Source organism: Streptomyces rishiriensis, assembly GCF_030815485.1.
In the GTDB taxonomy this organism is placed as follows: Bacteria; Actinomycetota; Actinomycetes; order Streptomycetales; family Streptomycetaceae; genus Streptomyces; species Streptomyces rishiriensis_A.
The window spans coordinates 1,695,482-1,721,412 of sequence record NZ_JAUSWV010000002.1 but is presented as its reverse complement, the minus strand read 5'-3'; the positions used below and the strand labels follow the sequence as shown (position 1 = coordinate 1,721,412).

Here is a 25,931-nt window from a genome sequence, read left to right as displayed (position 1 = left end):
GGCCGGTGGGGAGAGTGTGCGCGCGGCATATGCGGACCCGTGGCGCACACGACGTGTGAATGCCGCGGGCCCGGCACTCCGAGGAGCGCCGGGCCCGTGGGAACACGGTCGGTGATCAGTACGCGTAGAAGCCCGAGCCGGTCTTGCGGCCGAGCCGGCCCGCGTCCACCATGCGCTGGAGCAGCGGGGGAGCGGCGTACAGCGGTTCCTTGTACTCGTCGTACATGCTCTGCGCCACCGAGGCGACGGTGTCCAGGCCGATGAGGTCGGACAGCTTCAGCGGCCCCATCGGGTGGGCGCAGCCCATCTCCATGCCGTTGTCGATGTCCTCCCGGCTGGCGATACCCGTCTCGAACATCCGGATCGCGGAGAGGAGATAGGGGATCAGCAGCGCGTTGACGACGAAGCCGGACCGGTCCTGGGCGCGGATCGCGTGCTTGCCCAGCACCTTCTCGGCGAACAGCTGGGCCCGGCTGAGCGTGCCCTCCGAGGTGGTCAGCGCCGGGATCAGCTCGACGAGCTGCTGCACCGGGGCCGGGTTGAAGAAGTGGATGCCGACGACGTGGTCGGGCCGCGAGGTGGCGACCGCCAGCTTCACCAGCGGGATGGAGGAGGTGTTGGAGGCGAGGATCGCGTCCGGACGGGTCACGACCTGGTCGAGGACCTGGAAGATCTCGGTCTTGACCTGCTCGTTCTCGACCACGGCCTCGATGACCAGGTCACGGTCGGCGAACTCGCCGAGATCGGTGGTGAAGCTGAGGCGCGCGAGTGTGGCGTCCCGCTCCTCCTCGGAGATCTTGCCGCGCTCGGCGGCCTTGGCCAGGGAGTTCAACAGCCGGGTACGGCCGATCTCCAGGGCTTCGCCGGTGGTCTCGGCGACCTTGACGTCGAGGCCGGCGCGGGCGCAGACCTCTGCGATGCCCGCTCCCATCTGGCCGCAGCCGACCACTCCGACCCGTGAGAGATCTCCCGCTGGGGTGCCCGTCACATCAGTCCCTTTCGCCGCGCTGACTCAGATGGCCGGGGCAGGTCTGCCGGGTCCCGGTCGCCCTGCTCCGATCGTGCACGTTACTAGCAAGTATCGATGATCGATCGTCGGGGTGGAGGCATGCTGTAGCGCGAAACGATCCGTGACCGAGCGGATCCGCAGAGTGTGTGGGGATGTGTGCGATGGGGCGACTGACCCGGCGGGCGTTCGCGCTGGCAGCGCTGTCGGCGTTCACCACGACGGGCGCGGCGGCCGCTCCCCCGGGGGAGCGGCGGGCGGCTACCGAGATGCGGGGGATGTGGATGGCGACCGTCTCCAACCGGGACTGGCCGTCCCGCCCCGGCCTGACCGCCGCGGCGCAGCGCGCCGAACTGATCGCCATGCTCGACCTGGCGGTGAGCAGGCGGCTCAACACCGTGATCTTCCAGGTGCGGCCGACGGCCGACGCGCTGTGGCCCTCTCCGTACGAGCCCTGGTCGCAGGTCCTTACGGGCACCCAGGGCAAGTCACCGGGCTGGGACCCGCTGGGCACGGCGGTCACCGAGGCGCATGCGCGCGGACTGCAGTTGCACGCCTGGTTCAACCCCTACCGGGTCGCGACCCATGACGACCCCAGGAAGCTCGTCGCCGCCCACCCCGCGCGAAGGCACCCGCAGTGGGTGGTCCCGTTCGGCGGGAAGCTCTACTACAACCCGGGCCTGCCCGAGGTCCGCGCCTTCGTCCAGGACGCGATCCTCGACGCCGTCCAGAAGTACCCCCTGGACGCCGTGCACTTCGACGACTACTTCTATCCGTACCCGGTGGCCGGCCAGACCTTCGACGACGAGGCCGCGTACGACGCCTACGGCGGTGCCTTCCCCAGCCGGGCGGCCTGGCGGCGGGACAACGTCGACCGGCTGGTGCTGGAGACGGCCGCCCGGATCAAGGCGGTGCGGCCCGGCACCCAGTTCGGGATCAGTCCCTTCGGGGTGTGGCGCAACGCCTCCACCGACTCGCGCGGCTCGGACACCCGGGCGCTCCAGTCGTACGACGACATCTACGCGGACACCCGCAGATGGGTGCGGGAAGGCTGGATCGACTACGTCGTCCCGCAGCTGTACTGGAACATCGGGCTGACGGCCGCCGACTACGCCAAGCTCGTGCCCTGGTGGGCGGAGGTCGCGAAGGGCAGCCGTACCCGGCTCTACCTCGGTGAGGCCCTCTACCGGGCGGGTGACCCGACGCAGCCCGCGGCCTGGCAGGACCCGGCCGAACTGTCGGACCACCTCGACCTGGCCGCCGCTCACCCGCAGGTGCGCGGGCATGTCTTCTTCGCCGCCGGGGACGTGCGCAGGGACCGGATCGGGGCGATGGCGCGGGTGGTCGCCGATCACTACCGGCAGCCGGCGCAGCCCCCGCGGTGAACTACTGCTGTTCCTCGGCCGTCCTGTGACGGATCTCGGTGTCGGGGCCGGGCGAGCACACGCCCTCGTGTCCGTCCGTGAAGCGGACCCGGTACGGGGGATTTCCTCCCTGGCCCATGACTTCGACGATCTCACCGACCTTGTCGTGCTGGCCGACCACCCTGCCGTGCTGGACGAACTGGTCGCCCTTGGTTGCGCGCATCTGCGGGGCCTCCTCACCGGGTGCCGCGGTACGTCTGCCGTGCCTAGCCGCGCGCCCGCTGCGTGACGGCGATGCAGACGAGCACGGCGGCGGCCGTCAGCGGAGCGGCGGGCGTGACGTGCTCGCCCAGCAGCAGCACCGACCACACCAGTGTGAGCAGGGGCTGGGCCAACTGCAACTGGCTGGCCTTCGGGATGCCGATGACCGCCATGCCCCGGTACCAGACCACCAGGCCGAGGAACTGCGAGCCCGCCGCCACCCACAGCAGCCCGGCCAGGCTGTGCGCGGTCAGGTGGGCGGGTTCACGGGTGAGGGCGAGCACGGCGCCGGGCACCGTGAGCGGCAGGCAGAACACCAGCGCCCAGCCGATGACCTGCCAGCCGGGCATGACCCGGGCCAGCCGGCCGCCCTCGGTGTAGCCGGCCGCGCACACCAGCAGCGCTCCGAACAGATACAGATCGGCGGTGGTCAGGGCCCCGCCGCTCTGCTGCACGGTGAACGCCACCACCGCGGCGGCGCCCGTCAGCGCGGCCGCCCAGAAGGCCCGGGAGGGGCGGGTCCCCATGCGCAGGGCGGACAACAGCGCTGTGGTCAGCGGAAGCAGACCGACCACGACGGCGGCGTGCGCGGTGGTGGACGTCCGCAGCGCGAGCGTGGTGAGCAGAGGGAAGCCGACGACGACCCCGGCGGCCACGACGGCGAGTCCCGCCCGGTGCCGCCGCGCGGGCAGCGGAACGCGGAGGGCCAGCAGACACCCACCCGCGATCAGCGCCGCCAGGACGCTGCGCACGGCGACCAGCGACCAGGGGCCGAACCCCTCCAGGCCCCAGGCGGTCGCGGGGAACGTCAGGGAGAAGGCGAGGACACCGAGGCCGGCCAGGAGAGTGCCGAGGCCGCTCGCCTGCGGCGCGCCGACGTGAGCGCCGGCCGAGGCGTCGGCGCGGGAGTTTCCGTGGGCGCTGACCGCTATCGCGGATCGGTCAGTAGCGCTACTCTCTGTCTTCATGCAAGAGCGTAGCAGTGTGGGTGAGCTGGCGGATCGGCTGCGGCGGGAACTCGACCGCTACTCTCCCGGTGGAAAGCTCCCATCGAGCCGGGCTCTGGTCGAACGGTTCAGGGTGAGCCCGGTGACCGTCTCGCGGGCACTGGCGCAGCTGGCCGCCGAGGGGCTGGTCGTCACCCGGCCGGGCGCGGGCGCCTACCGGGCCCGGCCGGCGCGGGCGGCCGCCGCCCCCGCGGGCGACACCTCCTGGCAGGAGGTCGCGCTGAGCGCGGACGGCGCGGCCGACCTCGTCCCGCGCTCGGTCGACGCCTCCGGCGTCACCGTGTCGCTGGCCGCCCCGCCGCCCGGCGTGACCGAGTTCAACGGCGGCTATCTGCACCCCTCGCTGCAGCCGGAACGGGCGATGGCCGCGGCCCTGGCCCGGGCCGGACGGCGGCCGGGCGCATGGGGCCGGCCACCCATGGAGGGGCTGCCCGAGCTGCGCGAGTGGTTCGCGCGGACCATCGGCGGCTCCGTCACCGCGGCCGAGGTGCTGGTCAGCGCGGGAGGCCAGACATCGCTCACCACCGCCCTGCGCGCGCTCGCCCCGCCCGGGGCGCCGGTGCTCGTCGAGTCGCCCACCTATCCGGGCATGCTCGCCATCGCCAGGGCGGCGGGACTGCGCCCCGTACCGGTCCCGGTCGACCCGGACGGGGTCAGGCCCGAGCTGCTCGCCGACGCGTTCCGGGCGACCGGCGCCCGGGTGTTCGTCTGCCAGCCGCTGTTCCAGAACCCGACCGGCGCCGTCCTCGCTCCCGGCCGGCGCGCCCAGGTGCTGCGCATCGCGCGGGAGGCGGGCGCGTTCGTCGTCGAGGACGACTTCGTGCGGCGGCTCGCGCACGAGGACGCCGGGCGACTGCCGCGACCGCTCGCCGCCGACGACCCCGACGGCGTCGTCGTGCACGTCGGTTCGCTGACCAAGGCGACCTCGCCGAGCTTCCGGGTCAGCGCGCTGGCCGCGCGCGGCCCGGTCCTGGAGCGGCTGCGCGCCATCCAGGTCGTCGACACCTTCTTCGTGCCCCGCCCCCTCCAGGAGGCGGCCCTGGAACTCGTCGGCTCGCCCGCCTGGCCGCGCCATCTGCGGTCCATCGCCACCGAGTTGCGGGTCAGGCGGGACGCGATGACCGCCGCGCTGCGGCTGACGCTGCCCGAACTGGCGCTCCCGCACATCCCGTCCGGCGGCTACCACCTGTGGCTGCGGCTGCCCGACGGCAGCGACGAAGGCGCGTTCACGGCCGCCGCCCTGCGCGCGGGCGTCGCCCTCACCCCCGGGCGTCCCTACTTCAGCGCCGAACCCCCGGCCGCGCACGTGCGGTTGAGCTTCGCGGCCGTCGCCGGGACGGAGGAGATCGCGCAGGGGGTGCGGCGGCTGCGGGCGGCGTGCGACGAGGTCTTCGGCCGGAAAACGTTCGACACGATGAACGCCGTCCTGTGAGGATCCGGCCATGAATGCCATGAATGCCATGAGCGCCGTTCCGCCCCTCGCCGAGGGCTACGAGATCTCCGCCGACTCCGCCCGCGTCGACGTCGACCGGGTGCACCACTGGCTGTCCACGGACGCGTACTGGGCTCTCGGACGCGAGCGGGAGAAGCAGGAACGGGCGATCGCCGGTTCGCTGAACTTCGGTGTCTACGACACCGCGTCGGGAGAGCAGGTCGCCTACGCACGGGTCGTGACCGACCTCGCGGAGTTCGCGTGGCTGTGCGACGTGTACGTGGACCGGGCGGCGCGCGGCAAGGGCATCGGGACCGCTCTCGTCGCCGCCGTCCGCGACCACCTGCGCTCGCACGGGCTGCGCCGCATCCTGCTCGCCACGCACGACGCGCACGGGGTCTACGAGCAGGTCGGCTTCGAGGCGCTGGAGAAGCCGGACCAGTGGATGGCCCTGATCTTCGCGAAGCCCGGGCCGGCGTGACGGAAACCTCGCGATCGGGACATCGTGAGCGCGGAACGGTTATCTATGGACTTGTCCGGCAGGTCCTGACCCGCCGGTAAGTTTTCTTCCAGCCGTCGGCCGACAGCTCTTGACCTGCGCAGTTACGCGGCTCACCATCACCGCATGCCACTTCGGGTCACGTTCGTCGCCGCCGCTCGCAGCTCCTCGCTGCTCGCGGAACGCTTCGAGGACGACCGACCGCTGGACCAGGACGGCTGGGCTGAGGTGTTGCAGGTGGCCGACGCTCTGCTGCCGCTCGCGGCCGCCGAGCTGCGCTACTGCTCACCGACCCCGCGCAGCCGCGCCACCGGTGACGCGCTCGGCTACGCCCCGCTGGTGCAGCTCGCCCTGCGGGACTGCGACATGGGCCGCTGGCGGGGATTCACGCTGGGCGAGGCGATGGCCCGCGAGCCGGAGGCCGTGGACGCCTGGCTCGCCGATCCGCTCGCCACCCCGCACGGCGGCGAGTCGCTGTTCGCGTTCATCACCAGGGTCGCCGGGTGGCTCGACACCCGGCCGGTGGGTGACGGCGGCCGTATCGTCGCCGTCGCCGAGCCGAGCGTGATCCGCGCGGCTCTGGTGTACGCGCTGAAGGCGCCGCCCGCGACCTACTGGAACATCGATGTGCGTCCGCTGTCGACGACCACCGTGACGGGCCGGGCCGGTCGCTGGAACCTCCGTCTCGAAGGCGCCTCGGCTCAGCCCAGCCGGGCGTAGTCGGTGGTGAGCACCAGGTCCTTGGCGGGTCCCGCCACCCGCCAGAGAGTCCGCCAGTGGTCCCCGTCGCGCACGGTGAACTCGCCCCGGTAGAGGTCCGCGGAGCAGGGGTGGTCGGCCACGTGCCGCCCGGTCGACAGGTCCAGGTCGTGGAAGGCGCGGCCGTCGGCGAACCGTACGTCCGCCGTGCCGGGCGTCGGTCCCGGCAGAAAGCGCAGGGTGCGCTCGGCGGGCCGGGGGACCCCGAGCCAGACGAACGTGCCGGACTCCTGGTGCAGCAGTCCGCCCCCGTCCTCGCCCCCGTCGAGCGCGCTGAACACCGTGACCCCGTCGAAGCGGCCCTCGGCGCCGTTCGCCCGGTCCTCTACCGACCGTGTCACCCGCCAGCGCCCCAGGAGGTAGGCCAGGGCGTCCGGTACTGGCCGGAACTCGTCCACGTGTTCCTCGCTTCCGACACTTTCGCTGCCGCACGCCCCATTGACGCGTCCCGGCCCCCTCCCTATCTTGCCGTTCGAAGTGCTGATCATCGTCTGATATTTCGAACAACTCCTCACCGAGCCGCGGAGTATTCATGCCACGCAGCACCACCCGCACCCGCTGGAGACTGGGCCTCACCACCACCGCCCTCCTGACGGCCACCGCCCTCGTCCCGGCACCGGCGCACGCCGAGACCGTGACCGACTACGCCATCACCGTCGATCCCACCGCCAAGGGCGCGAAGATCGACGACACGATGTACGGCGTCTTCTTCGAGGACATCAACCGGGCGGCCGACGGCGGCCTGTACGCCGAACTCGTGCAGAACCGGTCCTTCGAGTACTCCACCGTCGACAACCGGGCGTACACCCCGCTCACCTCCTGGACGGTCGACGGCGCCGCGCAGGTCCTGGACGACGCGGGCCGTCTCAACGACCGCAACCGCAACTACCTCTCGCTGGGCGCCGGTTCCTCGGTGACCAACGCGGGCTACAACACCGGTGTCCGGGTCGAACAGGGCAAGAAGTACGACTTCTCGGTCTGGGCCCGCGCCGAGAGCGGCAGCACGCTCACCGTGAGCCTCCAGGACGCCGACGGCGCGCTGGCCACCGCCCGCAGGGTCGCCGTCCGCGCGGGCGGCTGGGTCCGGTACCGGGCGGCCTTCACCGCCTCCCGCACCAGCAGCGACGGCCGTCTCTCGGTGGCCTCCTCGGCCGCGGCCGCCCTCGACATGGTGTCCCTGTTCCCCCGCGACACCTACAGGAACGAGCCCAACGGCCTGCGCAAGGACCTCGCCGAGAAGATCGCCGCCCTCGCCCCGGGCTTCGTCCGCTTCCCCGGCGGCTGCCTCGTCAACACCGGCTCCATGCAGGACTACAGCGAGGCCTCCGGGTGGCAGCGCGCCCGCTCCTACCAGTGGAAGGACACCGTCGGACCCGTCGAGGAGCGCGCGACCAACTCCAACTTCTGGGGTTACAACCAGAGTTACGGACTCGGCTACTACGAGTACTTCCGCTTCGCCGAGGACATCGGCGCGATGCCGCTGCCCGTCGTGCCGGCCCTGGTCACCGGCTGCGGCCAGAACCGGGCCGTCGTCGACGACGCCCTCCTGAAGCGCCACATCCAGGACACCCTGGACCTCATCGAGTTCGCCAACGGCCCCGTCACCTCCACCTGGGGCAGGAAGCGCGCCCGGATGGGCCACCCCGCGCCCTTCCACCTCACCCACCTCGAGGTCGGCAACGAGGAGAACCTGCCCGCCGAGTTCTTCGCGCGCTTCGAGCAGTTCCGCACCGCGATCGAGGCGAAGTACCCGGACATCACCGTCATCTCCAACTCCGGACCCGACGACGCCGGTCCGGTCTTCGACGCGGCCTGGCAGCTCAACCGGGACGCGGACGTCGCGATGGTCGACGAGCACTACTACAACAGCCCGCAGTGGTTCCTGCAGAACAACGACCGCTACGACACCTACGACCGCGGCGGGCCCAAGGTCTTCCTCGGCGAGTACGCCTCCTGGGGCAACGCCTTCAGGAACGGGCTGGCCGAGGCGGCCTTCATGACCGGCCTCGAGCGCAACGCGGACGTGGTCCAGCTCGCCTCCTACGCGCCGCTGTTCGCGAACGAGGACTACGTGCAGTGGAGCCCGGACATGGTGTGGTTCAACAACCACGCCTCCTGGAACTCGGCCAACTACGAGGTCCAGAAGCTGTTCATGACCAACGTCGGTGACCGGGTGGTGCCGTCCACGGCCACCGGGACCCCGTCCCTCCAGGGGCCCATCACCGGCGCCGTGGGACTGTCGACCTGGGCCACCGGCGTGGCGTACGACGAGGTGAAGGTGACCGGCGCGGACGGCGGGACGCTGCTGAGCGACGACTTCTCCGGCGACGCCTCGCAGTGGACGCACACGGGCGGCGGCAGCTGGTCGCTCGAGGACGGGCAGTACGTGCAGACCGACACCGCCGCCGAGAACACCATGGTCTCGGCCGGTGACGCCGGCTGGCACGACTACGACCTGCATGTGAAGGCCACCAAGAAGTCCGGCAAGGAGGGATTCCTGGTCGCCTTCGGCGTCAAGGACACCGGCAACTACTACTGGTGGAACCTCGGCGGCTGGAACAACACCCAGTCCGCCGTCGAGCAGGCCGTGGACGGCGGCAAGTCGACGCTGGTCTCCAAGGCCGGGTCCGTGGAGACGGGCCGCGCCTACGACCTCGACGTCAAGGTGCGGGGCCGCCAGGTCACCCTCTACCTCGACGGCCAGGAGTGGGGCAGCTTCACCGATGACAAGCCGGCCGAGCCGTTCCGCCAGGTGGTCACCAAGGACAAGAGGACCGGCGACCTGATCGTCAAGGTCGTCAACGCCCAGTCCACGGACGCCCGTACGGCCATCGACCTCGGCGGCGCCAAGGTCGCGTCCACGGCGAAGGTGACCACGCTGGCCGCCGCGCCGGAGGCGGTCAACACGGAGGCCGAGGCGCCGGTCGCGCCGGTGACCTCCACCTTCACCGGGGTCGCGGACGAGTTCACCTACACCTTCCCGGCGAACTCGATCACCTTCCTGCGGCTCCGGCAGAAGTGAGCGAACCCCGGCGGGCGCGGGCGGCCACGCCCCGCACCCGCCGGGGTCCCGTGCCCTCAGACGCCCTTGCGCCGGAACCAGCCGCGCCTGGGCGGCGGCAGATGAGGCAGCGGCTGCGGTGTCGGGGCCGGTGCCGGTGACTGCGGGGCGGCCTGGCCGCCGAACGACGGCAGTGCCTTGAAGCGGTCGTCGAAGGTGATCGTGGGCGTGATCCGGTGCAGGGCCGCACGCACGAGGGTGAGCGGATGGTCGGGGAACCGGGCGTCCCACTGTTCGTCGTCGCCGACGTGGTACGGCAGTCCGCCCCGCCCGTCCGGCTGCCCGCCCGCTTGTCCTTCCGTGTAGGGGTGGGGCCGGAAGTACCCGGCCGGGCCCACCTGCGCCATGATCACGGCCTCCCGCATCCCGGTGGTGGCGCCCTCGGCGGCCTGCACCTTCACGACCGTGCTGGACCCGGCCCTGGGCACCGTCCAGGAGCCGAGGAACGCCTGGCCCGGCCGGCTGCCCAGCGGCATCTTCACCAGCTGGCGGACCGCCGGGACGCCGTCCACGGAGCCGGGCACCGCCTCGATCAACCCGCCGCCGGCCCCGCTCACGAGCCGCGCGAGCCCCGCCCCGAGCCGCTCGGGCTCGTGCAGCGGGGCGGGCAGGTCCGGGATCAGCGGAAAGAAGTGGACCGACAGGACGAGCCCCGCCGCGTCGGTCCACACCCCCGGCTCCCGCTCCGTGAAGCCGGTCAGGTCCAGGCTGGTTATCGGTGTCATGGCGATCACCGGATCGAGGTTACGCAGCCCCGCGGCCCGGGCAAAGATCGCTCCGGGCACCACGCAGGCATGGATTGCATAAACGTGCAGCGAAACGTATAGTCATGCCATCCAGGAGGAGGAGTCATGGTGGTACGTGCGGCGGTGGCCGGAGCGAGCGGGTACGCGGGCGGAGAGCTGCTGCGCCTGCTCCTGACGCACCCCGGGGTCGAGATCGGCGCCCTGACCGGCAATTCCAACGCGGGCCAGCGGCTGGGCGCGCTCCAGCCGCACCTGCTGCCGCTGGCCGACCGGATCCTCCAGGAGACCACCCCCGAGGTCCTCGCCGGGCACGAGATCGTCTTCCTCGCCCTGCCGCACGGCCAGTCCGCCGCCGTCGCCGAGCAGCTCGGCCCGGAGGTCCTCGTCGTCGACATGGGCGCCGACTTCCGGCTGAAGGACGCCGCCGACTGGGAGCGTTTCTACGGCTCCGCGCACGCCGGGACCTGGCCCTACGGTCTCCCCGAACTGCCGGGCGGTCGCGCCGCGTTGGAGGGGTCCAAGCGCATCGCGGTCCCCGGCTGCTACCCCACGGCCGTCTCGCTCGCGCTCTTCCCGGCGTACGCGGCGGGCCTGGCCGAGCAGGAGGCCGTGATCGTCGCCGCCTCCGGCACCTCGGGCGCCGGCAAGTCGCCCAAGACGCACCTGCTGGGCTCCGAGGTCATGGGCTCCGTCTCCCCGTACGGCGTCGGCGGCGGCCACCGGCACACACCCGAGATGATCCAGAACCTCAGCGCGGCGGCGGGAGAGCCGGTCTCCGTCTCGTTCACGCCCACCCTCGTGCCGATGTCCCGCGGCATCCTCGCCACCTGCAGCGCCAAGGCGAGGCCCGGCGTCACCGCCGAGTCCGTCCGCGCCGCCTACGAGAAGGCCTTCGCCGACGAGCCGTTCGTGCACCTGCTCCCCGAGGGGCAGTGGCCCGCCACGGCGTCCGTCCACGGTTCCAACGCCGTTCAGGTGCAGGTCGCGTACGACGCCGCCGCAGGCCGGATCATCGCCATCAGCGCCATCGACAACCTGACCAAGGGCACCGCGGGCGGCGCCCTCCAGAGCATGAACATCGCCCTCGGACTCGACGAGACCACCGGGCTTTCCACGATCGGAGTCGCACCGTGAGCGTCACGGCAGCCAAGGGATTCACGGCGTCGGGCATCGCCGCCGGGATCAAGCAGAACGGCAACCCGGACCTGGCCCTCGTGGTCAACACCGGGCCCCGCCGCGCGGCCGCCGGCGTCTTCACCTCCAACCGCGTCAAGGCGGCGCCGGTGCTGTGGTCCGAGCAGGTCCTCAAGAGCGGCCGGCTGTCCGCCGTGGTCCTCAACTCCGGTGGCGCCAACGCCTGTACGGGGCCGAAGGGCTTCCAGGACACGCATGCGACCGCCGAGAAGGTCGCCGAGGTGCTGGGGCTGGGCGCGGGCGAGGTCGCCGTAGCGTCCACCGGACTCATCGGCGTCCTGCTCCCGATGGACAAGCTGCTGCCGGGGGTCGAGGCCGCCGCCGGTCAGCTCTCCGAGCACGGCGGCGAGAAGGCCGCCATCGCCATCAAGACCACCGACACCGTCCACAAGACGTCCGTCGTCACGAAGGACGGCTGGACCGTCGGCGGCATGGCCAAGGGCGCGGGCATGCTCGCCCCGGGCCTCGCCACCATGCTGGTCGTCCTCACCACCGACGCCGACCTCGACAGCGAGACGCTGGACAGGGCGCTGCGCGACGCCACCCGGGTCACCTTCGACCGCGTCGACTCCGACGGCTGCATGTCGACCAACGACACCGTGCTGCTGCTCGCCTCCGGCGCCGGCGAAGTCACCCCGGGGTACGAGGAGTTCGCCGCCGCCGTGCGGACCGTCTGCGACGACCTCGGCCAGCAGCTGATCCGGGACGCCGAGGGCGCCAGCAAGGACATCAAGGTCGAGGTGGTCAACGCCGCGAGCGAGGACGACGCCGTGGAGGTGGGGCGCTCCATCGCCCGTAACAACCTCCTCAAGTGCGCGATCCACGGCGAGGACCCCAACTGGGGCCGGGTGCTCTCCGCAATCGGCACGACCGGGGCCGCCTTCGAGGCCGACCGGCTCAACGTCGCCATCAACGGCGTCTGGGTCTGCAAGAACGGCGGCGTCGGTGAGGACCGGGAGAAGGTCGACATGCGCTACCGCGAGGTGCACATCGTCGCCGACCTCGCCGCCGGCTCCGAGACGGCCGTCATCTGGACCAACGACCTCACCGCCGACTACGTCCACGAGAACAGCGCGTACTCGTCATGAGCACCACCCGTAAGCACACCGCCCTGCCCAAGGCCCAGATCCTCATCGAGGCGCTGCCCTGGCTGACCCGGCACAACGGCAGGACGGTCGTCATCAAGTTCGGCGGCAACGCCATGGTCGACGAGGATCTCAAGGCGGCCTTCGCCCAGGACGTCGTCTTCCTGCGGCACGCCGGCCTCCACGTCGTCGTCGTGCACGGCGGCGGCCCGCAGATCAGCGCCGCCCTCGACCGGCACGGCATCGTCAGCGAGTTCAAGGCCGGCCTGCGGGTCACCACCGAGGACGCCATGGACGTCGTACGGATGGTGCTCGCGGGACAGGTCCAGCGGGAGCTGGTCGGGCTGCTGAACCAGCACGGGCCGCTCGCCGTCGGGCTCACCGGCGAGGACGCGCACACCATCACCGCCACCAAGCACCGGCCCGAGATCGACGGCGAACTGGTCGACATCGGGCGGGTCGGCGAGATCACCGCGATCGACACCGGTGCCATCGAGGCACTGCTGGCCGACGGCCGCATCCCGGTCGTCTCGTCGATCGCCCGTTCCCAGGACGACGGACATGTCTACAACGTCAATGCTGATACGGCGGCTGCGGCACTCGCTGCGGCACTGGGGGCCGAAACCCTCATGGTCCTCACGGACGTCGAGGGCCTCTACGAGGACTGGCCGAACAGCGACGAGGTGATCAGCCGCCTCACCGCTTCCCAACTGGAGAAGCTGCTGCCGGAGTTGAGCTCCGGAATGGTCCCGAAGATGGAGGGCTGTCTGCACGCCGTACGCAACGGCGTGAACACCGCCCGCGTCATCGACGGGCGGGTCCAGCACTCGATCCTGCTGGAGATCTTCACCGACGAGGGCATCGGCACGATGGTCGTGCCCGACGAGAAGCCGCACGCAGAGCCGGCCGCACGGCCGGGCGCACAGGGGGAGCCGTCATGAGCAACGAGGAACTGACCGCGCGGTGGCAGGGCGCGCTCATGAACAACTACGGCACACCGCTGCTGCCCCTCGTGCGCGGCGCCGGCAGCCGGGTCCAGGACGCCGACGGCAAGGAGTACCTCGACCTCGTCGGCGGCATCGCGGTCAACGCGCTCGGTCACGCCCACCCGGCCGTCGTCGAGGCCGTGAGCCGGCAGATCGGCTCCCTCGGCCACATCTCCAACTTCTTCATGTCCGAGCCGACCGTCACGCTCGCCGAACGGCTCCTCCAGCTCTTCGGCCGGGACGGCAGGGTCTTCTTCTGCAACTCGGGCGCCGAGGCGAACGAGGCCGCCTTCAAGATCGGCCGGCTGACCGGGCGGACGCACGTCGTCGCCACCGAGGGCGCCTTCCACGGCCGGACCATGGGCGCCCTCGCGCTCACCGGCCAGCCCGGCAAGCGGGATCCGTTCCTGCCGCTGCCCGGCGAGGTCACCCATGTGCCGTTCGGCGACGCGCAGGCGCTGGCCGCCGCGGTCACCGAGGAGACGGCGCTCGTCGTCCTCGAGCCGATCCAGGGCGAACTGGGTGTCGTGGTGCCGCCCGCCGGGTATCTCAAGGCCGCCCGCGCGATCACCGCGGCGAACGGCGCGCTGCTGGTCCTCGACGAGGTGCAGACCGGCATCGGCCGGACCGGGCACTGGTTCGAGTACCAGGCCCACGAGGGCGTCCTGCCGGACGTCGTCACCCTGGCCAAGGGACTCGGCGGCGGACTTCCGCTGGGCGCGACGATCGCCTTCGGGCGCGCCGCCGAGCTGCTGCAGCCCGGTCACCACGGCACCACCTTCGGCGGCAACCCGGTCGCCTGCGCCGCCGGACTCGCCGTCCTCGACACCATCGAGAACGAGGGGTTGCTGGAGAACGTCAAGCGGCAGAGCGAGAAGTTGCGCACCGGAATCGAGGGTGCGGGCCACTCGTTGATCGATTATGTCCGGGGCGCGGGCCTGCTCCTGGGTATCGTGCTCACCGAGCCCCGCGCGCCCCAGGTGCGGACGGCGGCTCAGGAGGCCGGATTCCTGGTGAACGTACCCGCCCCCGACGTCGTCCGGCTGATGCCGCCGCTGAACCTCGGCGACGACGAGGTGGACGCGTTCCTCGGGGCGCTGCCCGGCATCCTCGACGCAGCCGCGCCGAGCGGGGAGTGACGATCCGGAGAACCGGAGAATGAGACGACGATGAGTCAGGCACAGGACCATGAGCAGCCCGGCGCGGGCGGGCCCGCCGTGCCGCAGACCCGCACCGCGCGTCACCGCCGGATCGTGGACATCCTCAACCGGCAACCGGTGCGGTCGCAGAGCCAGCTGGCGAAGCTGCTGGCGGACGACGGGCTGAGCGTCACCCAGGCAACGCTGTCGCGGGACCTGGACGAGCTGAACGCCGTGAAGATCCGCAACAACGAAGGCGACCTGATCTACGCCGTGCCCAGCGAGGGGGGCTTCCGGACCCCCCGGGCGCCACTGGGGGAGTCGGCCAAGGAGGAGCGGATGCGGCGGCTGTCGCAGGAGCTGCTGATCTCCGCGGAGGCGTCCGCCAACCTCGTGGTGCTGCGCACCCCACCGGGTGCGGCCCAGTTCCTCGCCTCGGCGATCGACCAGGCCGAGCTGCAGGACATCCTGGGGACGATCGCGGGCGACGACACGTTGCTCCTGATCAGCAGGGAGCCGACGGGCGGACAGGCACTGGCGGACCATCTGCTGCGCCTCGCCCAGAACGGGCACTGACCGGTCGCCGAGGGGCTGCTTCCGGGCGGTCGCCGATCGCGGGTGAGCGGGGCGGGTCGTGGCCACGCGGCGCAGCCGCATCCCGACACGGCCCCGCGCCCCTGCGAGCCGCTGTCCCGCGGGCTGCCCGGCCGCCCTGGTGAAGGGCGGCCAACCGCACCACCCGGGGCGCTCCCACCCCAGGGCAGTGCGCCGCCGGTCAGCACCGGCATCCACGCAAGCGGGCCGCCGGCCGGCGCCGGAATCTGGGGAAGTCGGCCGCCGGTCAGGACCGGGATCCGCGGCGCCCACCCCGGCGGGTCACAGTTCAGCCGGGCCGGTCGGCGCCGCGACCCGCGGCCCCCCTGGCGGGCCACGGCTCAGCCCAGCCGGCCGGCCAGGCCTCCCGTGCAGCGCACCTCGTCGCCCGCCGTGATCAGCAGGGCCTCCACGTCCGGCAGCGACTCCAGCCAGCCCAGCGCCTCCCGCGAGCCCATCGCGAACGCGGCTGTCGCCCAGCAGTCCGCCCAGGTCAGCTGAGGGGCCACCACCGTCACGGCGACCAGGTCGGTCACCGCGGAGCGGCCCGTTCGCGGATCCACGATATGGTCGCCCCGCTCCGCCGTACCGGACGTCGCGACGGCCAGTTCGTCCGCTCCCGCCGCCGAGACGACCGCGGCGAGGCCTCCCGGGCGCAGCGGGTCCGACACCCCGACCCGCCACGGCCGCTCGGGTCCGGGGACACCGAGCAACTGCACGTCCCCGCCGCCGTTGACGCTCACCCCGCTCACGCCCGCCGCCGCGACCAGCCGGGCCGCGCGCTCGGCGGCCCAGCCCTTCACGATGCCGGTCGGGTCGAGCCGTCCCTGATAGCGCATGCTGAACCAGCCGTCGCTCACCCGCTCCGCCTCGGCGCCCAGTTCCAGCACCTCGGCCACGTCCGGATGGCACTCCGCGACGGTCAGCTCACCGCGCACCAGCCGGGACACCTGGCTGTCCTCGCGGTAGGTGCTGAACACCTCGTTCACCCGGTGCAGGGAGGCGATCGCCTCCTCCAGCGCCGCCCGCACCGCCCCGGGCTCCCCGCCGCGCACGTCGAAGGAGAAGACGGTCCCCATGACCTCTTCCGCGTGACGCAGCACCGCGGGGGCCGCCGACTCGGTCACGGTGTCAGCCACCGGCCTGGTCCAGCGCCGACTGAAGGGACTTCTTGTAGCCCTCGCTGGTGAAGGTGGCGCTGGAGACGGTGTCGATGTCGGCGCTGCCGGCCGCGACCGCCGCCGCGTTCAGCTTCGGGATCGCGAGCGCCGTCTTCTGGTCGCTGGTGCCGCCCTTGGGCGCCTGGACGGCCTCCGCCTTGGTGATCTTCCCGCCGGCGACCGTGATCCGGACCTGGACGGCGCCGTACTGCGTCTGCGCGACGCTGCCGGTGACGGTCTTGGCCTGCGCGGCGCCCGAGGAGGCCCCCGCGTCACCGGACCCGGACGACGAACCGGCCGTCGCCTTCGCCTGGTCCAGCGCCGACTGGAGGGACTTCTTGTAGCCCTCGCTCGTGTAGGTGGCGCTGGAGACGGTGTCGATGTCGGCGCTGCCGGCCGCGACCGCCGCCGCGTTGAGCTTGGGGACGGCGAGCGCGGTCTTCTGGTCGCTGGTGCCGCCCTTGGGGGCCTGGACGGCCTCCGCCTTGGTGATCTTCCCGCCGGCGACCGTGATCCGGACCTGGACGGCGCCGTACTGGGTCTGGGCCGCGTCCCCGGTGAAGGTGCCGGACGCCTGCGCGCTGCCGGAGCCCTGGGATGCCCCCGACCCGGCGCTCGCGTTCGCCTTGTCGATCGCCGACTGGAGGGACTTCTTGTAGCCCTCGCTGGTGTACGTGGCGCCCGACACCGTGTCGATGTCCGGGCTCTGCTTGGCGACCACGTCGGCGTTCAGCCTGGGGACGGCGAGCGCGGTCTTCTGGTCGCTGGTGCCGCCCTTGGGCGCCTGCACCGCCTCGGCCTTGGTGATCTTGTTGTTGACGACGGTGATCCGGACCTGCACGGCCCCGTACTGCGTCTGTGCCGCGTCACCGGTCATCGTCCCCGACACGACCGCGCCGGACCCGCCCTGCGCCGCTCCCTGCGCCGCCGCGCCCGCGCCCGCCGCCTGGGCTGCGCCCGGGTCGGACGACGGCTTCAGCGACAGCAACAGCACGATCCCGGACACGGTGGCGGCGGTGGCGAGTACGACGCGCCGCAGAGGGTGGCTCTTCCTCATCGCTTCCTGAACTCCTGATTCCCGTTGGTGGCGAGGTTCCCGTGCGTACGGGTCGCTCACATCTCGAACGACTCGTGGTGGATGCGGCGGGCGGGAACCCCGGCGCCGCGCAGCGCCTCGTACACCCCTTGGGCGAAGCCGTTGGGTCCGCACATGAAGACGTCGTGGCTGTCGATGTCGGGGATCTTCCGCTGGAGGGATTCCGCCGAGATGTCGGGGCGCTCCCCGTCGGGACTGTTGACGGCGTACATCAGCCGCGCCCCGCGCTCGTCGGCGATCTTCGCCAGCTCGTCCCACAGCGCCAGGTCCTGCGTGCTGTTGGCCCGGTAGAGGAGCGTGATGTCACCGGCCGCGCCCGGCAGCGTCTCGAACAGCGCCCGCATCGGGGTGATGCCGACCCCGCCGGCCACCAGCAGCACCTTGCCGCGGCTGCGCCGGGACGCCGTCATCGCACCGTACGGACCCTCGGCCCACACCCTCGTGCCGGGCTGCAGCTCGCGCAGCGCCGCGCTGTGGTCGCCGATCGCCTTGACGGTGATCCGCAGGAGGTCCGGGCGGGGCGCCGCCGACAGCGAGTACGGGTGGGAGCTGAACCGCATCCCCGGCGTCAGGAACCGCCAGCGGAAGAACTGCCCGGCCTCCGCGCCCATCCGGTGCAGTTTGCGCCCGCCGATCAGCACCGACACGATGCCCGGCGTCTCCTCGATGACCGCCTCGACGCGCAGCCGGTGCCGCAGGTTCAGCCGGACCGGGACGATGACGCGGTACCAGACGACCAGCGCGGTGACCGACCCGTACAGCGCGTACCAGACGGTCTTCGCGGTCGGCTCGATCGCGAAGTCGTTGCCGGTGGTGATCTGGTGCCAGAACGTCAGGAACACGGCCGCGTAGGTCAACAGATGGATGTGGTACCAGGTGTCGTACGGCATCCGGCGGCGTACGGGTCCGATCGACACCAGCCCGATCAGCAGGAACAGGCCGGTGCCGATCGCCGCCTTGCCCATGTCCGGCAGCTGGTCGATGGAGTCGATCGTCTGCTGGACGATGTCCCCCAGCGTCTTGCCGGCCTGCAGCGCGTACCCCCACATGATCAGGAACACGTGCGCGAAGACCAGACAGAGCGTGTACCGGCCGCTCATCGCGTGCCAGCGTGCGACCCGGTCCGAGCCCACCCGCCGCTCCAGCGCGGGCACCCGGGCCATCTGGAGCACCACGAGCGCCATCAGGTACCCGGCGAGCAGCCCGGTGATCCGTCCCGCGTTGAGGATCTTGCTGTTGTCGTCCGCGATGTTCGGCGTATTGGCCCACCACAGCCACAGCACACCCGCCGCGCCCGCCCATACGGCGAGCAGCAACGGGACGGCCGGGGAGCGGCGCGGGCGGATGCGGCGCATCGTCTGGCGGCGGGCGGCACGGCCGCCGGCGATCGTCGTGGTCACTGTTCCTCCGTGGATACGGACCCTTGGCCCTCAGATACGGGCCACGGACGCGGAGTGTTCAGCCTCCAGGGAGACGGTCACCGGACGCGACCACCGGCGATCGCCGCGGGGCGGCTCAGTACCGGGTGATCGCCGTCCGCCCGTCCGGCGTGCCGATCGCGATGTGCGGTCGCTTCCAGGGCCGGGCCCACGCCAGCAGCCGCGGCATCGCAGCCGCCGGCACCGACACGCAACCGGCGGTCGCCCCGTGTCCGTTGACGTGCAGAAAGATCCCCGCGCCGCGGCCTCGCACCGGTTTGTCGTAGTTGAACCCGATGACCAGCGCGTACGCGTACTGCGTGCGGTACGCGACCAGGTGCTCGGACTCGGCGGCGCGGCAGTCCGCGGGACGCGGCTCGGTCCAGCGGTTGTAGGCCCGGGACCCGTTGTCCTGGCACCACCAGGAGTCCTCGCGCACCGGGCGGTAGGCGTACGACGTCCCTTGCGGTGCCGGGCGGATGCCGAACGCGTAGGGGAGGCCGTACAGGCCCGTCGGCGTGGTGTTCGTGCCCTGCCGGCGGGAGGCGCCCTCCACCAGGCCCTTCGCGCCGAACCGGGCCGGTGTGGAACCGGCCCGCGCCCATCGGCCGTCGCGCAGGTCCCACCAGGTGAGCATGCCCGAGGTGGCGCCGGCCCGCGGGGCCACGGCGGTGATCAGCTGGGTGCCGCCGCCGGTGTCCGCCATCCGCGCGGGCAGCGGCGGGACGGCCCCGGTGTCCGGCGCGGCGCCGAGCAGGCCGAGGAACGCGCAGACCAGGGACGCGCGGACGAGTGCGGTGGTGACGGCACGAGGACGCATGATCAGACGCTAAGCGCGGGTGGCGGCACCGGCAGGCCGGGTGGGCCGACCGTGCGGGGCGCCGGCCCTCCCGCACCCGTCGCTCAGGTCACCGGCCCCAGCGGGTTGAGCTGGTCCGCCCGTCCCTCGAAGGCGTACAGCAGCAGGTCCGTCATCTCGAAGACGTCCTGGGAGTTGCGCTCCTCGACCGGGCTGAGGAACGGACGCCAGAACGGGTCGCGCACGATGGAGTGCCGACTGCCCTCGATGGCCCGGTGGAACACCTCGGCGACGATGCGGCCGCCGACGCCGGTCAGCTTCCCGCCGCCCCGGACCTCGGCCTCTCGCAGGATGTAGAACCACAGCGGGGTGTGCCTGGTGATCCTTTCCGCGAGCCCGGCGGAGAGCTGCGCACCGCCGTCCTGCGCGAGGTCGGCCGCGGTCAGCGGTTCCACGTCGACCTTGCGGTCGATGAAGCGCTCGACCATCTGCTGTCCGGTGGCGAGCCGCAGCATCGACGCCCGGGTGAGGTTGCGGAAGGCGAGGTTCAGCTCGGCTTCCGGGGGCTTCGGCCGGCCGCGCCCGCCGAAGGAGCCGAGCGGCAGGTTGGCGAGCGGGTCGACCAGGAGGGTGTCGATCCGCTTGGCGAGGTTGAACTGCGCCTCCGGCACGAGGAGGTCGGTCCGCTCCGGCACCGCCTCCTGGAAGGCGAACAGCCGCCGGAAGTCGGCGATCCAGTTGGTGGGCAGACGCTCGAAGTCGCCCGACTCCGGGTCCGCCGGATCGGCGGGAGGCGGCGACAGGGTGCCGCTGGTGCCGCTGAACTGGAACAGAAGCTCGAGTGTGCCCCGGCCCCGGTCGAAGACGCGGTTCCAGTTGTAGCGCCCCCTGACCATGCTGTGCCCCAGCCGGTAGGCGGCCACGGAGAACTCGATCGGCATGGTCGGCAGGTCGTACTCGCCCGGCGAGGGCTCGAACACCCGGCGGCCGTTGCTGAACACGTCCTCGACGATCTCGGGGTCGACGATCCTGCGCAGGAAGTCGTGGCGCAGCATCCACTGGTAGTGCTTGACGACCGTCTCGCGTGCCGACTCGAAGAGCACCGCGCTCGACATGCCCTTGCCGACCAGATCGGCCACCACCCGGTTGTGGAACCGGATGAAGGCGGCGTGGACCTGGGCGACGACCAGGTTCTCGTCGTTGCGCGGGTCCGGGATCAGCGCCCGGCGCCGCTCGGATCGCAGGGAGCCCGAGCCCTGCCTGGGCAGGTCGAATCCGGTGAGGGGCCGGCCCACGATGGAGGGGTCGTTCGGGACGCCCTGGGTCGTGCCGGACTTCAGCCGGAGACCGTCGTCCTCGTAGAACCGGCGGTCGAAGCGGTGGTCGGGCCCGAGGCCGTAGAGCGAGTCGAGGTCGAGTGCCGGAGAGCGGCCCTGAAGGAGCTGGCGCACCGTGATCTCGTCCTCCAGGCGCACCGCGGTGGCGTCCAGGGTGAGGTCGTGGTCCACGAACTGGCCGAGATAGGTGAACCCCGACGGGACCCCCGGCTGGTCGGGGTGGTCGCGCTCGGGGTCCGTCATCGCCTTGGCCAGCTCCACGCGGTCGTCGTGGTCCGGCTGCTGGGCCGGCCGGGCGGTGGGGCCCAGCCGGGAGAAGCGGAACTTGCGCAGGTCCGCCACGGTGGAGGCGGTCAGTGGCGCTACCGGACCGCCGTCCCGGGACTCGGCGAGGATGCCCTCGCCGACGACGTAGAACGAGGAGCGGACATGGCGTTTGCTCTGTGGTTCGCGTGCGGGTCGGAACATGTTTCCCCCATGTGTTCACGCCTGCGCGAGAACGCGCGGGCGTGAACCACGCTAGGGGACGAGCGCGGCGGAAGGGTGAATTCCGTCAAATCCCCCAAGACGCCCACAGGTTGACTGTCTGTACAGACAGCATATGTGCGTCAAATGGGACTCAGCGGCAACGGCAGTCCGGGCAGTCCGTCCATGCTCGTGGCGACGTGGTCCTTCTTCGCGAAGTACGCGCTGAGCGACGCGTCGTCCTCCCGCGCGAACCGCTGGGCGTGCAGCTCGCGGTCCTCGTCGTACGTCATGAAGGGCACCGCGTATCCGCAGGTGTCGCGCACGAGTTCGGCGTGCACGACGATGATCGCGCGCAGCCCGTGCGGGGTCGGGTCCAGGTCCGGGAAACGAGCGAGGAGCTCCCCGAACCGGGGGTCGTCGCGGAAGACCGGCTCGCCGCGGCCGTGCACCCGCACGATGTTCGGCGGCCCCTGGAAGGCGCACCACATCAACGTGATCCGGCCGTTCTCCCGCAGGTGGGCGATGGTCTCCGCGTTGGAGCCGGCGAAGTCGAGATAGGCCACGGTGTGCTCGTCCAGAACCGCGAACGAGCCCTTGAGGCCCTTGGGGGAGAGGTTCACCGTGCCGTCCCCGGACAGGGGGGCGGTGGCGGTGAAGAAGAGGGGCTGCTCCTCGATGAACGTACGGAGTCTTCCGTCGATGCGCTCGTAAGTCTTTCCCATGTCTAACGATTATCCGGGAAAACCTTACGCCTGTCCGAGGAGACAGGAAAACGCAGGGGTGCGGACACGCCACAGCGGCCGCCCCGGCCGGCGCTTCTCGGGGCGGCCACCGTGCCTGTCACGTCACTTGTTCAACGTGCAGGCGGCCAGGGCGTCGAGGCCCTGCGGCTTGGTGCCCTTGCGGCCGATCGAGATGGCGATGCGGTCGATCGTGGACACGCGCTTGTCCGCCAGCGGGCCGAGGATCGCGTTCTGCACGAAGTTCGCCCCGCCCTGGCCGACGGTGTTCTGCAGGCGGGTGTTGGCCTCGTCGATCTGCGTCTGGAGCAGCGCGAGGTTGCGGTCGACCTCGGCCTGCGCGGAGGCGGGGATCGCCGGGAGCTGCGAGGCGACGTCCGGGCAGCTGATGGTGCCCACACCGGCCGCGTCGCCGGCGTCGTCGCCCGTCTGTGCCGCGCCGTCGTCCGCGCCGGGCGTGACCTCGGCCTCGTCGCCCGCGGCGGCGTCCTCACCGGTGTCCGCGCCGCCGCCCGCGTCGAGGGCGCACGGCGCGAGCGCGTCGAGGCCCTGCGGCTTGGTGCCCTGGCGGCCGATCGAGATGGCGATGCGATCGATCGTGGACACGCGCTTGCCCTCCAGCGGGCCGAGGATCGCGTTCTGCACGAAGTTGGCGCCGCCCTGGCCCACGGTGTCGACCAGGCGCTTGTTGGCCTCCGCGATCTGCGTCTGGAGCAGGGCCAGGTTGCGGTCCACCTCGGCCTGCGCCGAGGCCGGGATCTCGGGGAGCTGGGAGGCCACGTCCGGGCACGCGATGGTGCCGGGGGCGGCGAGCGTCTTGGCGTCGGTGGAGCCGTTGCTCTCGGACGACTCCCCGGCGAGGGCCGAGTTGACGACGACCGCGCCGGACAGCGCCAGAGCGACGGCCGCGCCGATGACCACCACGCGACGCTTGTTGTACTTCGGAAGAGCCCTGGACATGCGGATGCCTCACTTGGGTCAGGAGTGGGTGTACAGACGCGGCGCCGGCGTTCAGTCGTGAGTACGGGTAAGCGGTTGCTGTCGTTCAAACCGCTGCCGAAAACTTCCCGGGATCCCGATCCGGGGCGGCAGTCCGGGCTCGAATTGACGATTCATGCAGAGCACTGCATACTCATGCATATCGTGGAGTGCAGTGGTGAGGAGCAACGCAGTGAGCAGCAACAGCGGTGACGTAAGGCTCTGGGGCGGCCGTTTCGCCGACGGTCCCGCCGAGGCCCTGGCGAAGCTGTCCGCCTCCGTCCACTTCGACTGGCGCCTGGCGCCCTACGACATCGCCGGTTCGCGGGCCCACGCGCGCGTGCTGCACAAGGCGGGGCTGCTCACCGAGGACGAGCTGGCCCGCATGGTCGAGGGCCTCGACCGGCTCGAGGCGGACGTCGCCGACGGCTCCTTCGTCGGCACCGTCGCGGACGAGGACGTGCACACCGCCCTGGAGCGCGGCCTCCTGGAGCGCCTCGGCGCCGACCTGGGCGGCAAACTGCGCGCGGGCCGCTCCCGCAACGACCAGGTCGCCACGCTCTTCCGGATGTACCTGCGCGACCACGCCCGGATCGTCGGCGGCCTGATCGCCGAGCTCCAGGACGCCCTGATCGGCCTGGCGGAGGCCCACCCGGACGTGGCGATGCCCGGTCGGACCCACCTCCAGCACGCTCAGCCGGTGCTCTTCGCCCACCATGTCCTCGCGCATGCGCAGTCGCTGTCCCGGGACGCGGAACGCCTGCGTCAGTGGGACGAGCGCACCGCCGTGTCGCCGTACGGCTCCGGCGCCCTGGCGGGTTCCTCCCTCGGCCTGGACCCGGAGGCGGTGGCGAAGGACCTCGGCTTCGAGCACGGCAGCGTCGGCAACTCCATCGACGGCACGGCGTCGCGCGACTTCGCCGCCGAATTCGCGTTCATCACCGCGATGATCGGCGTGAACCTCTCCCGGATCGCCGAGGAGATCATCATCTGGAACACGAAGGAGTTCTCCTTCGTGACGCTGCACGACGCGTTCTCCACGGGCTCGTCGATCATGCCGCAGAAGAAGAACCCCGACATCGCGGAGCTGGCGCGCGGCAAGTCGGGCCGCCTGATCGGCAACCTGACCGGTCTCATGGCGACCCTCAAGGCTCTTCCGCTCGCTTACAACCGTGACCTGCAGGAGGACAAGGAGCCGGTCTTCGACTCCTGCGACCAGCTCGAGGTCCTCCTCCCGGCCTTCACCGGCATGGTCGCCACCCTCACCGTCCACCGCGAGCGCATGGAGGAACTGGCCCCGGCCGGGTTCTCGCTCGCCACCGACATCGCGGAGTGGCTGGTCAAGCAGGGCGTGCCGTTCCGGGTCGCGCACGAGGTGGCCGGCGAGTGCGTCAAGGTCGCCGAGGCGGACGGCAAGGAACTGGACGAACTGACCGACGAACAGTTCGCGAAGATCTCCGCCCACCTCACCCCCGAGGTGCGCTCGGTGCTCAACGTTCCCGGCGCCCTCGCCTCCCGCGACGCCCGCGGCGGCACGGCGCCCAGTGCGGTCGCCGTCCAACTGGCCGAGGTGAAGGCGGACGTGGCGGCTCAGCACGCGTGGGCGACCGCCAAGGACAAGCGCTAGGCGCAACGCCCTTGCGGGGCGCGGAGGACTGCGCGGCAAGCCGCGACGCGCCCGCGCCCGCCGAAGGTCCGGACGAACCGGGCCTCGCGGCGGGAGCGGGAGCTCGTCGCGGGTTACGTTGGTCGAAGCCGTACCGGAGTCGACCAACGGAGCCCGCGATGCCCTTCGCCCGACTGGCCTCAGCGACAACCCCCACCTGCCACCTCGGACTCGGCCTCGCCGCCGTCGGCCGCCCCGGCTACATCAACCTCGGCCGGGACCACGACCTCGGAGAGAACCGCAGCGTCGAGACGCTGCGCGCGCGCACCCACGAACTCCTCGACGCCGCCTACGCCCAGGGCGTCCGCTACTTCGACGCGGCCCGCTCCTACGGCCGTTCGGAGGAGTTCCTCGCCGACTGGCTGAAGGCCAGGCCCGACGCGGACGACATCGTCGTGGGCAGCAAGTGGGGCTACACCTACACCGCCGACTGGACGACGGACGCGGACCGGCACGAGGTCAAGGACCACGGGCTCGCGACGTACGAACGGCAGCGCGCCGAGACGGCGGAACTGCTCGGCGACCGGCTCGATCTCTACCAGATCCACTCGGTGACCCCAGACAGCCCCGCTCTCACCGACAAGGAACTCCACGCGAAGCTGGCCGAGGCCGCCACGCAGGGCCTCACCGTCGGGTTCTCCACCAGCGGCCCGGCCCAGGCCGACGCCATTCGCGCCGCCCTCGCCGTGACGGTCGACGGCGAACCCCTCTTCCGTACCGTCCAGTCGACGTACAACGCGCTGGAGCCGTCGGCCGGCCCCGCCCTCGCCGAGGCCCATGACGCCGGGCTCACGGTGATCGTGAAGGAGGGCATGGCCAACGGACGCCTCGCCCAGCCCCATGCGCCGGACGCCCTGAAGGCCGTCGCGGCACAGACGTCGCTCGGCTGCGACGCGGTCGCCCTCGCGCTGATCCTGCGCCAGCCCTGGGCCGGTGTCGTCCTCTCCGGCGCGGCGACCGCCGCCCAGCTCGCCTCCAACCTGCACGCGGCGGTCGTGGACCTCGACGACGAGCAGGTGGAACGGCTGGCCGGGCTGGCGGAGGAGCCGCGTGCGTACTGGGAGCGTCGCGCCGGCCTGCCCTGGCACTGAGGCCCTCGGACGGCCCGCTCTGAGCCCACGCGGCCCCGGAATGAG

General features: G+C 71.7%; 24 protein-coding genes. 12 read left to right on the top strand and 12 right to left on the bottom strand.

Annotated elements, in window-relative coordinates; translation table 11 throughout:
* Positions 1-115 precede the first annotated feature (115 nt).
* On the bottom strand, positions 116-988 hold the full coding sequence (locus QF030_RS10090; protein ID WP_307162312.1) for a 3-hydroxybutyryl-CoA dehydrogenase: 873 nt from the start codon (positions 986-988) through the stop codon (positions 116-118).
* 182 nt (positions 989-1,170) lie between these two features.
* On the opposite strand from QF030_RS10090, the gene QF030_RS10085 reads away from it, so the two are divergent.
* Positions 1,171-2,391, top strand: a complete 1,221-nt coding sequence (locus QF030_RS10085; RefSeq protein ID WP_307162311.1) for a glycoside hydrolase family 10 protein — start codon at positions 1,171-1,173, stop codon at positions 2,389-2,391.
* Between the two features lies 1 nt (position 2,392).
* Here the strand turns inward: QF030_RS10085 and QF030_RS10080 are convergent, their stop codons facing one another.
* Positions 2,393-2,593 (bottom strand): DUF1918 domain-containing protein, encoded by a 201-nt coding sequence (locus QF030_RS10080; protein ID WP_307162310.1) that lies wholly within the window; start codon positions 2,591-2,593, stop codon positions 2,393-2,395.
* 43 nt (positions 2,594-2,636) lie between these two features.
* The gene (locus QF030_RS10075; protein WP_307162309.1) at positions 2,637-3,599 is read right to left on the bottom strand and encodes a DMT family transporter; all 963 of its coding nucleotides are present in this window, start codon (positions 3,597-3,599) and stop codon (positions 2,637-2,639) included.
* Between QF030_RS10075 and QF030_RS10070 the strand changes: the two genes are divergently transcribed.
* The 3 genes from QF030_RS10070 to QF030_RS10060 all read left to right on the top strand — a co-directional run bounded on the left by QF030_RS10070 (position 3,598) and on the right by QF030_RS10060 (position 6,289).
* Positions 3,598-5,070, top strand: a complete 1,473-nt coding sequence (locus QF030_RS10070; RefSeq protein WP_307162308.1) for an aminotransferase-like domain-containing protein — start codon at positions 3,598-3,600, stop codon at positions 5,068-5,070. The genes QF030_RS10075 and QF030_RS10070 overlap by 2 nt on opposite strands.
* A gap of 28 nt (positions 5,071-5,098) precedes the next feature.
* The gene (locus QF030_RS10065) at positions 5,099-5,551 is read left to right on the top strand and encodes a GNAT family N-acetyltransferase (RefSeq protein ID WP_307167526.1); all 453 of its coding nucleotides are present in this window, start codon (positions 5,099-5,101) and stop codon (positions 5,549-5,551) included.
* 144 nt (positions 5,552-5,695) lie between these two features.
* Positions 5,696-6,289 (top strand): histidine phosphatase family protein, encoded by a 594-nt coding sequence (locus QF030_RS10060; RefSeq protein WP_307162307.1) that lies wholly within the window; start codon positions 5,696-5,698, stop codon positions 6,287-6,289.
* On the opposite strand, the gene QF030_RS10055 is transcribed toward QF030_RS10060, so the two are convergent.
* Positions 6,271-6,726 carry a DUF6314 family protein gene (locus tag QF030_RS10055; RefSeq protein WP_307162306.1) on the bottom strand — a complete coding sequence of 152 codons (456 nt, stop codon included), beginning with the start codon at positions 6,724-6,726 and terminating at the stop codon, positions 6,271-6,273. The genes QF030_RS10060 and QF030_RS10055 overlap by 19 nt on opposite strands.
* Positions 6,727-6,860: 134 nt before the next feature.
* Here QF030_RS10055 and QF030_RS10050 point away from each other — a divergent pair, with 134 nt between their 5' ends.
* The gene (locus QF030_RS10050) at positions 6,861-9,350 is read left to right on the top strand and encodes an alpha-L-arabinofuranosidase C-terminal domain-containing protein (RefSeq protein ID WP_307162305.1); all 2,490 of its coding nucleotides are present in this window, start codon (positions 6,861-6,863) and stop codon (positions 9,348-9,350) included.
* A gap of 56 nt (positions 9,351-9,406) precedes the next feature.
* Here the strand turns inward: QF030_RS10050 and QF030_RS10045 are convergent, their stop codons facing one another.
* Positions 9,407-10,114: a hypothetical protein gene (locus QF030_RS10045; RefSeq protein ID WP_307162304.1), complete on the bottom strand. Its 708-nt coding sequence runs from the start codon at positions 10,112-10,114 to the stop codon at positions 9,407-9,409.
* A gap of 126 nt (positions 10,115-10,240) precedes the next feature.
* Between QF030_RS10045 and argC the strand changes: the two genes are divergently transcribed.
* Genes argC through QF030_RS10020 form a run of 5 tightly spaced genes read left to right on the top strand, consistent with a single transcriptional unit; the run spans position 10,241 to position 15,115 of the window.
* The gene (argC, locus tag QF030_RS10040) at positions 10,241-11,269 is read left to right on the top strand and encodes an N-acetyl-gamma-glutamyl-phosphate reductase (RefSeq protein WP_307162303.1); all 1,029 of its coding nucleotides are present in this window, start codon (positions 10,241-10,243) and stop codon (positions 11,267-11,269) included.
* The gene (argJ, locus tag QF030_RS10035) at positions 11,266-12,417 is read left to right on the top strand and encodes a bifunctional glutamate N-acetyltransferase/amino-acid acetyltransferase ArgJ (protein ID WP_307162302.1); all 1,152 of its coding nucleotides are present in this window, start codon (positions 11,266-11,268) and stop codon (positions 12,415-12,417) included. The genes argC and argJ overlap by 4 nt, the downstream gene beginning before the upstream one ends.
* A complete protein-coding gene (argB, locus tag QF030_RS10030; protein WP_307162301.1) occupies positions 12,414-13,355 on the top strand; it encodes an acetylglutamate kinase in 942 nt (313 codons plus the stop codon). The genes argJ and argB overlap by 4 nt, the downstream gene beginning before the upstream one ends.
* On the top strand, positions 13,352-14,539 hold the full coding sequence (locus tag QF030_RS10025; protein ID WP_307162300.1) for an acetylornithine transaminase: 1,188 nt from the start codon (positions 13,352-13,354) through the stop codon (positions 14,537-14,539). Before argB ends, QF030_RS10025 begins: the two co-directional genes overlap by 4 nt.
* A gap of 30 nt (positions 14,540-14,569) precedes the next feature.
* On the top strand, positions 14,570-15,115 hold the full coding sequence (locus tag QF030_RS10020) for an arginine repressor (protein ID WP_307162299.1): 546 nt from the start codon (positions 14,570-14,572) through the stop codon (positions 15,113-15,115).
* A gap of 359 nt (positions 15,116-15,474) precedes the next feature.
* Here QF030_RS10020 and QF030_RS10015 read toward each other — a convergent pair whose 3' ends face one another.
* The 7 genes from QF030_RS10015 to QF030_RS09985 form a co-directional block, all read right to left on the bottom strand.
* Positions 15,475-16,212 carry an FAD:protein FMN transferase gene (locus QF030_RS10015; protein WP_307167525.1) on the bottom strand — a complete coding sequence of 246 codons (738 nt, stop codon included), beginning with the start codon at positions 16,210-16,212 and terminating at the stop codon, positions 15,475-15,477.
* 52 nt (positions 16,213-16,264) lie between these two features.
* Positions 16,265-17,350 (bottom strand): FMN-binding protein, encoded by a 1,086-nt coding sequence (locus QF030_RS10010; protein WP_307162298.1) that lies wholly within the window; start codon positions 17,348-17,350, stop codon positions 16,265-16,267.
* Positions 17,351-17,406: 56 nt separating this feature from the next.
* Entirely contained in the window at positions 17,407-18,789 is a 1,383-nt protein-coding gene (locus tag QF030_RS10005; RefSeq protein WP_307162297.1) for a ferredoxin reductase family protein, read from the bottom strand.
* Between the two features lie 115 nt (positions 18,790-18,904).
* The gene (locus QF030_RS10000) at positions 18,905-19,627 is read right to left on the bottom strand and encodes a L,D-transpeptidase family protein (protein ID WP_307162296.1); all 723 of its coding nucleotides are present in this window, start codon (positions 19,625-19,627) and stop codon (positions 18,905-18,907) included.
* 83 nt (positions 19,628-19,710) lie between these two features.
* Positions 19,711-21,411 carry a peroxidase family protein gene (locus QF030_RS09995; RefSeq protein ID WP_307162295.1) on the bottom strand — a complete coding sequence of 567 codons (1,701 nt, stop codon included), beginning with the start codon at positions 21,409-21,411 and terminating at the stop codon, positions 19,711-19,713.
* 140 nt (positions 21,412-21,551) lie between these two features.
* Positions 21,552-22,133 carry a pyridoxamine 5'-phosphate oxidase family protein gene (locus QF030_RS09990; RefSeq protein WP_307162294.1) on the bottom strand — a complete coding sequence of 194 codons (582 nt, stop codon included), beginning with the start codon at positions 22,131-22,133 and terminating at the stop codon, positions 21,552-21,554.
* Between the two features lie 123 nt (positions 22,134-22,256).
* Entirely contained in the window at positions 22,257-23,111 is an 855-nt protein-coding gene (locus tag QF030_RS09985; protein WP_307162293.1) for a hypothetical protein, read from the bottom strand.
* A 211-nt stretch (positions 23,112-23,322) separates the two neighbouring features.
* Here QF030_RS09985 and argH point away from each other — a divergent pair, with 211 nt between their 5' ends.
* Both argH and QF030_RS09975 read left to right on the top strand, forming a co-directional pair.
* A complete protein-coding gene (gene argH / locus QF030_RS09980) occupies positions 23,323-24,756 on the top strand; it encodes an argininosuccinate lyase (RefSeq protein ID WP_307162292.1) in 1,434 nt (477 codons plus the stop codon).
* 158 nt (positions 24,757-24,914) lie between these two features.
* On the top strand, positions 24,915-25,886 hold the full coding sequence (locus QF030_RS09975; protein WP_307162291.1) for an aldo/keto reductase: 972 nt from the start codon (positions 24,915-24,917) through the stop codon (positions 25,884-25,886).
* Positions 25,887-25,931 lie beyond the last annotated feature (45 nt).

Excerpts from the sequence above, each read along its gene's own strand:
- QF030_RS10080 (WP_307162310.1), bottom strand. The coding sequence starts at position 2,593 with ATGCGCGCAACCAAGGGCGACCAGTTCGTCCAGCACGGCAGGGTGGTC.
- QF030_RS10025 (WP_307162300.1), top strand. The coding sequence starts at position 13,352 with ATGAGCAACGAGGAACTGACCGCGCGGTGGCAGGGCGCGCTCATGAAC.
- QF030_RS09990 (WP_307162294.1), bottom strand. The coding sequence starts at position 22,133 with ATGGGAAAGACTTACGAGCGCATCGACGGAAGACTCCGTACGTTCATC.
- QF030_RS09975 (WP_307162291.1), top strand. The coding sequence starts at position 24,915 with ATGCCCTTCGCCCGACTGGCCTCAGCGACAACCCCCACCTGCCACCTC.
- QF030_RS10070 (WP_307162308.1), top strand. The coding sequence starts at position 3,598 with ATGCAAGAGCGTAGCAGTGTGGGTGAGCTGGCGGATCGGCTGCGGCGG.
- QF030_RS09995 (WP_307162295.1), bottom strand. The coding sequence starts at position 21,411 with ATGTTCCGACCCGCACGCGAACCACAGAGCAAACGCCATGTCCGCTCC.
- QF030_RS10045 (WP_307162304.1), bottom strand. The coding sequence starts at position 10,114 with ATGACACCGATAACCAGCCTGGACCTGACCGGCTTCACGGAGCGGGAG.
- QF030_RS10010 (WP_307162298.1), bottom strand. The coding sequence starts at position 17,350 with ATGAGGAAGAGCCACCCTCTGCGGCGCGTCGTACTCGCCACCGCCGCC.
- QF030_RS10065 (WP_307167526.1), top strand. The coding sequence starts at position 5,099 with ATGAGCGCCGTTCCGCCCCTCGCCGAGGGCTACGAGATCTCCGCCGAC.
- QF030_RS09985 (WP_307162293.1), bottom strand. The coding sequence starts at position 23,111 with ATGTCCAGGGCTCTTCCGAAGTACAACAAGCGTCGCGTGGTGGTCATC.
- QF030_RS10015 (WP_307167525.1), bottom strand. The coding sequence starts at position 16,212 with ATGGGGACCGTCTTCTCCTTCGACGTGCGCGGCGGGGAGCCCGGGGCG.
- argB (WP_307162301.1), top strand. The coding sequence starts at position 12,414 with ATGAGCACCACCCGTAAGCACACCGCCCTGCCCAAGGCCCAGATCCTC.
- QF030_RS10075 (WP_307162309.1), bottom strand. The coding sequence starts at position 3,599 with ATGAAGACAGAGAGTAGCGCTACTGACCGATCCGCGATAGCGGTCAGC.
- QF030_RS10085 (WP_307162311.1), top strand. The coding sequence starts at position 1,171 with ATGGGGCGACTGACCCGGCGGGCGTTCGCGCTGGCAGCGCTGTCGGCG.
- QF030_RS10060 (WP_307162307.1), top strand. The coding sequence starts at position 5,696 with ATGCCACTTCGGGTCACGTTCGTCGCCGCCGCTCGCAGCTCCTCGCTG.
- QF030_RS10050 (WP_307162305.1), top strand. The coding sequence starts at position 6,861 with ATGCCACGCAGCACCACCCGCACCCGCTGGAGACTGGGCCTCACCACC.
- argC (WP_307162303.1), top strand. The coding sequence starts at position 10,241 with ATGGTGGTACGTGCGGCGGTGGCCGGAGCGAGCGGGTACGCGGGCGGA.
- QF030_RS10000 (WP_307162296.1), bottom strand. The coding sequence starts at position 19,627 with ATGCGTCCTCGTGCCGTCACCACCGCACTCGTCCGCGCGTCCCTGGTC.
- QF030_RS10020 (WP_307162299.1), top strand. The coding sequence starts at position 14,570 with ATGAGTCAGGCACAGGACCATGAGCAGCCCGGCGCGGGCGGGCCCGCC.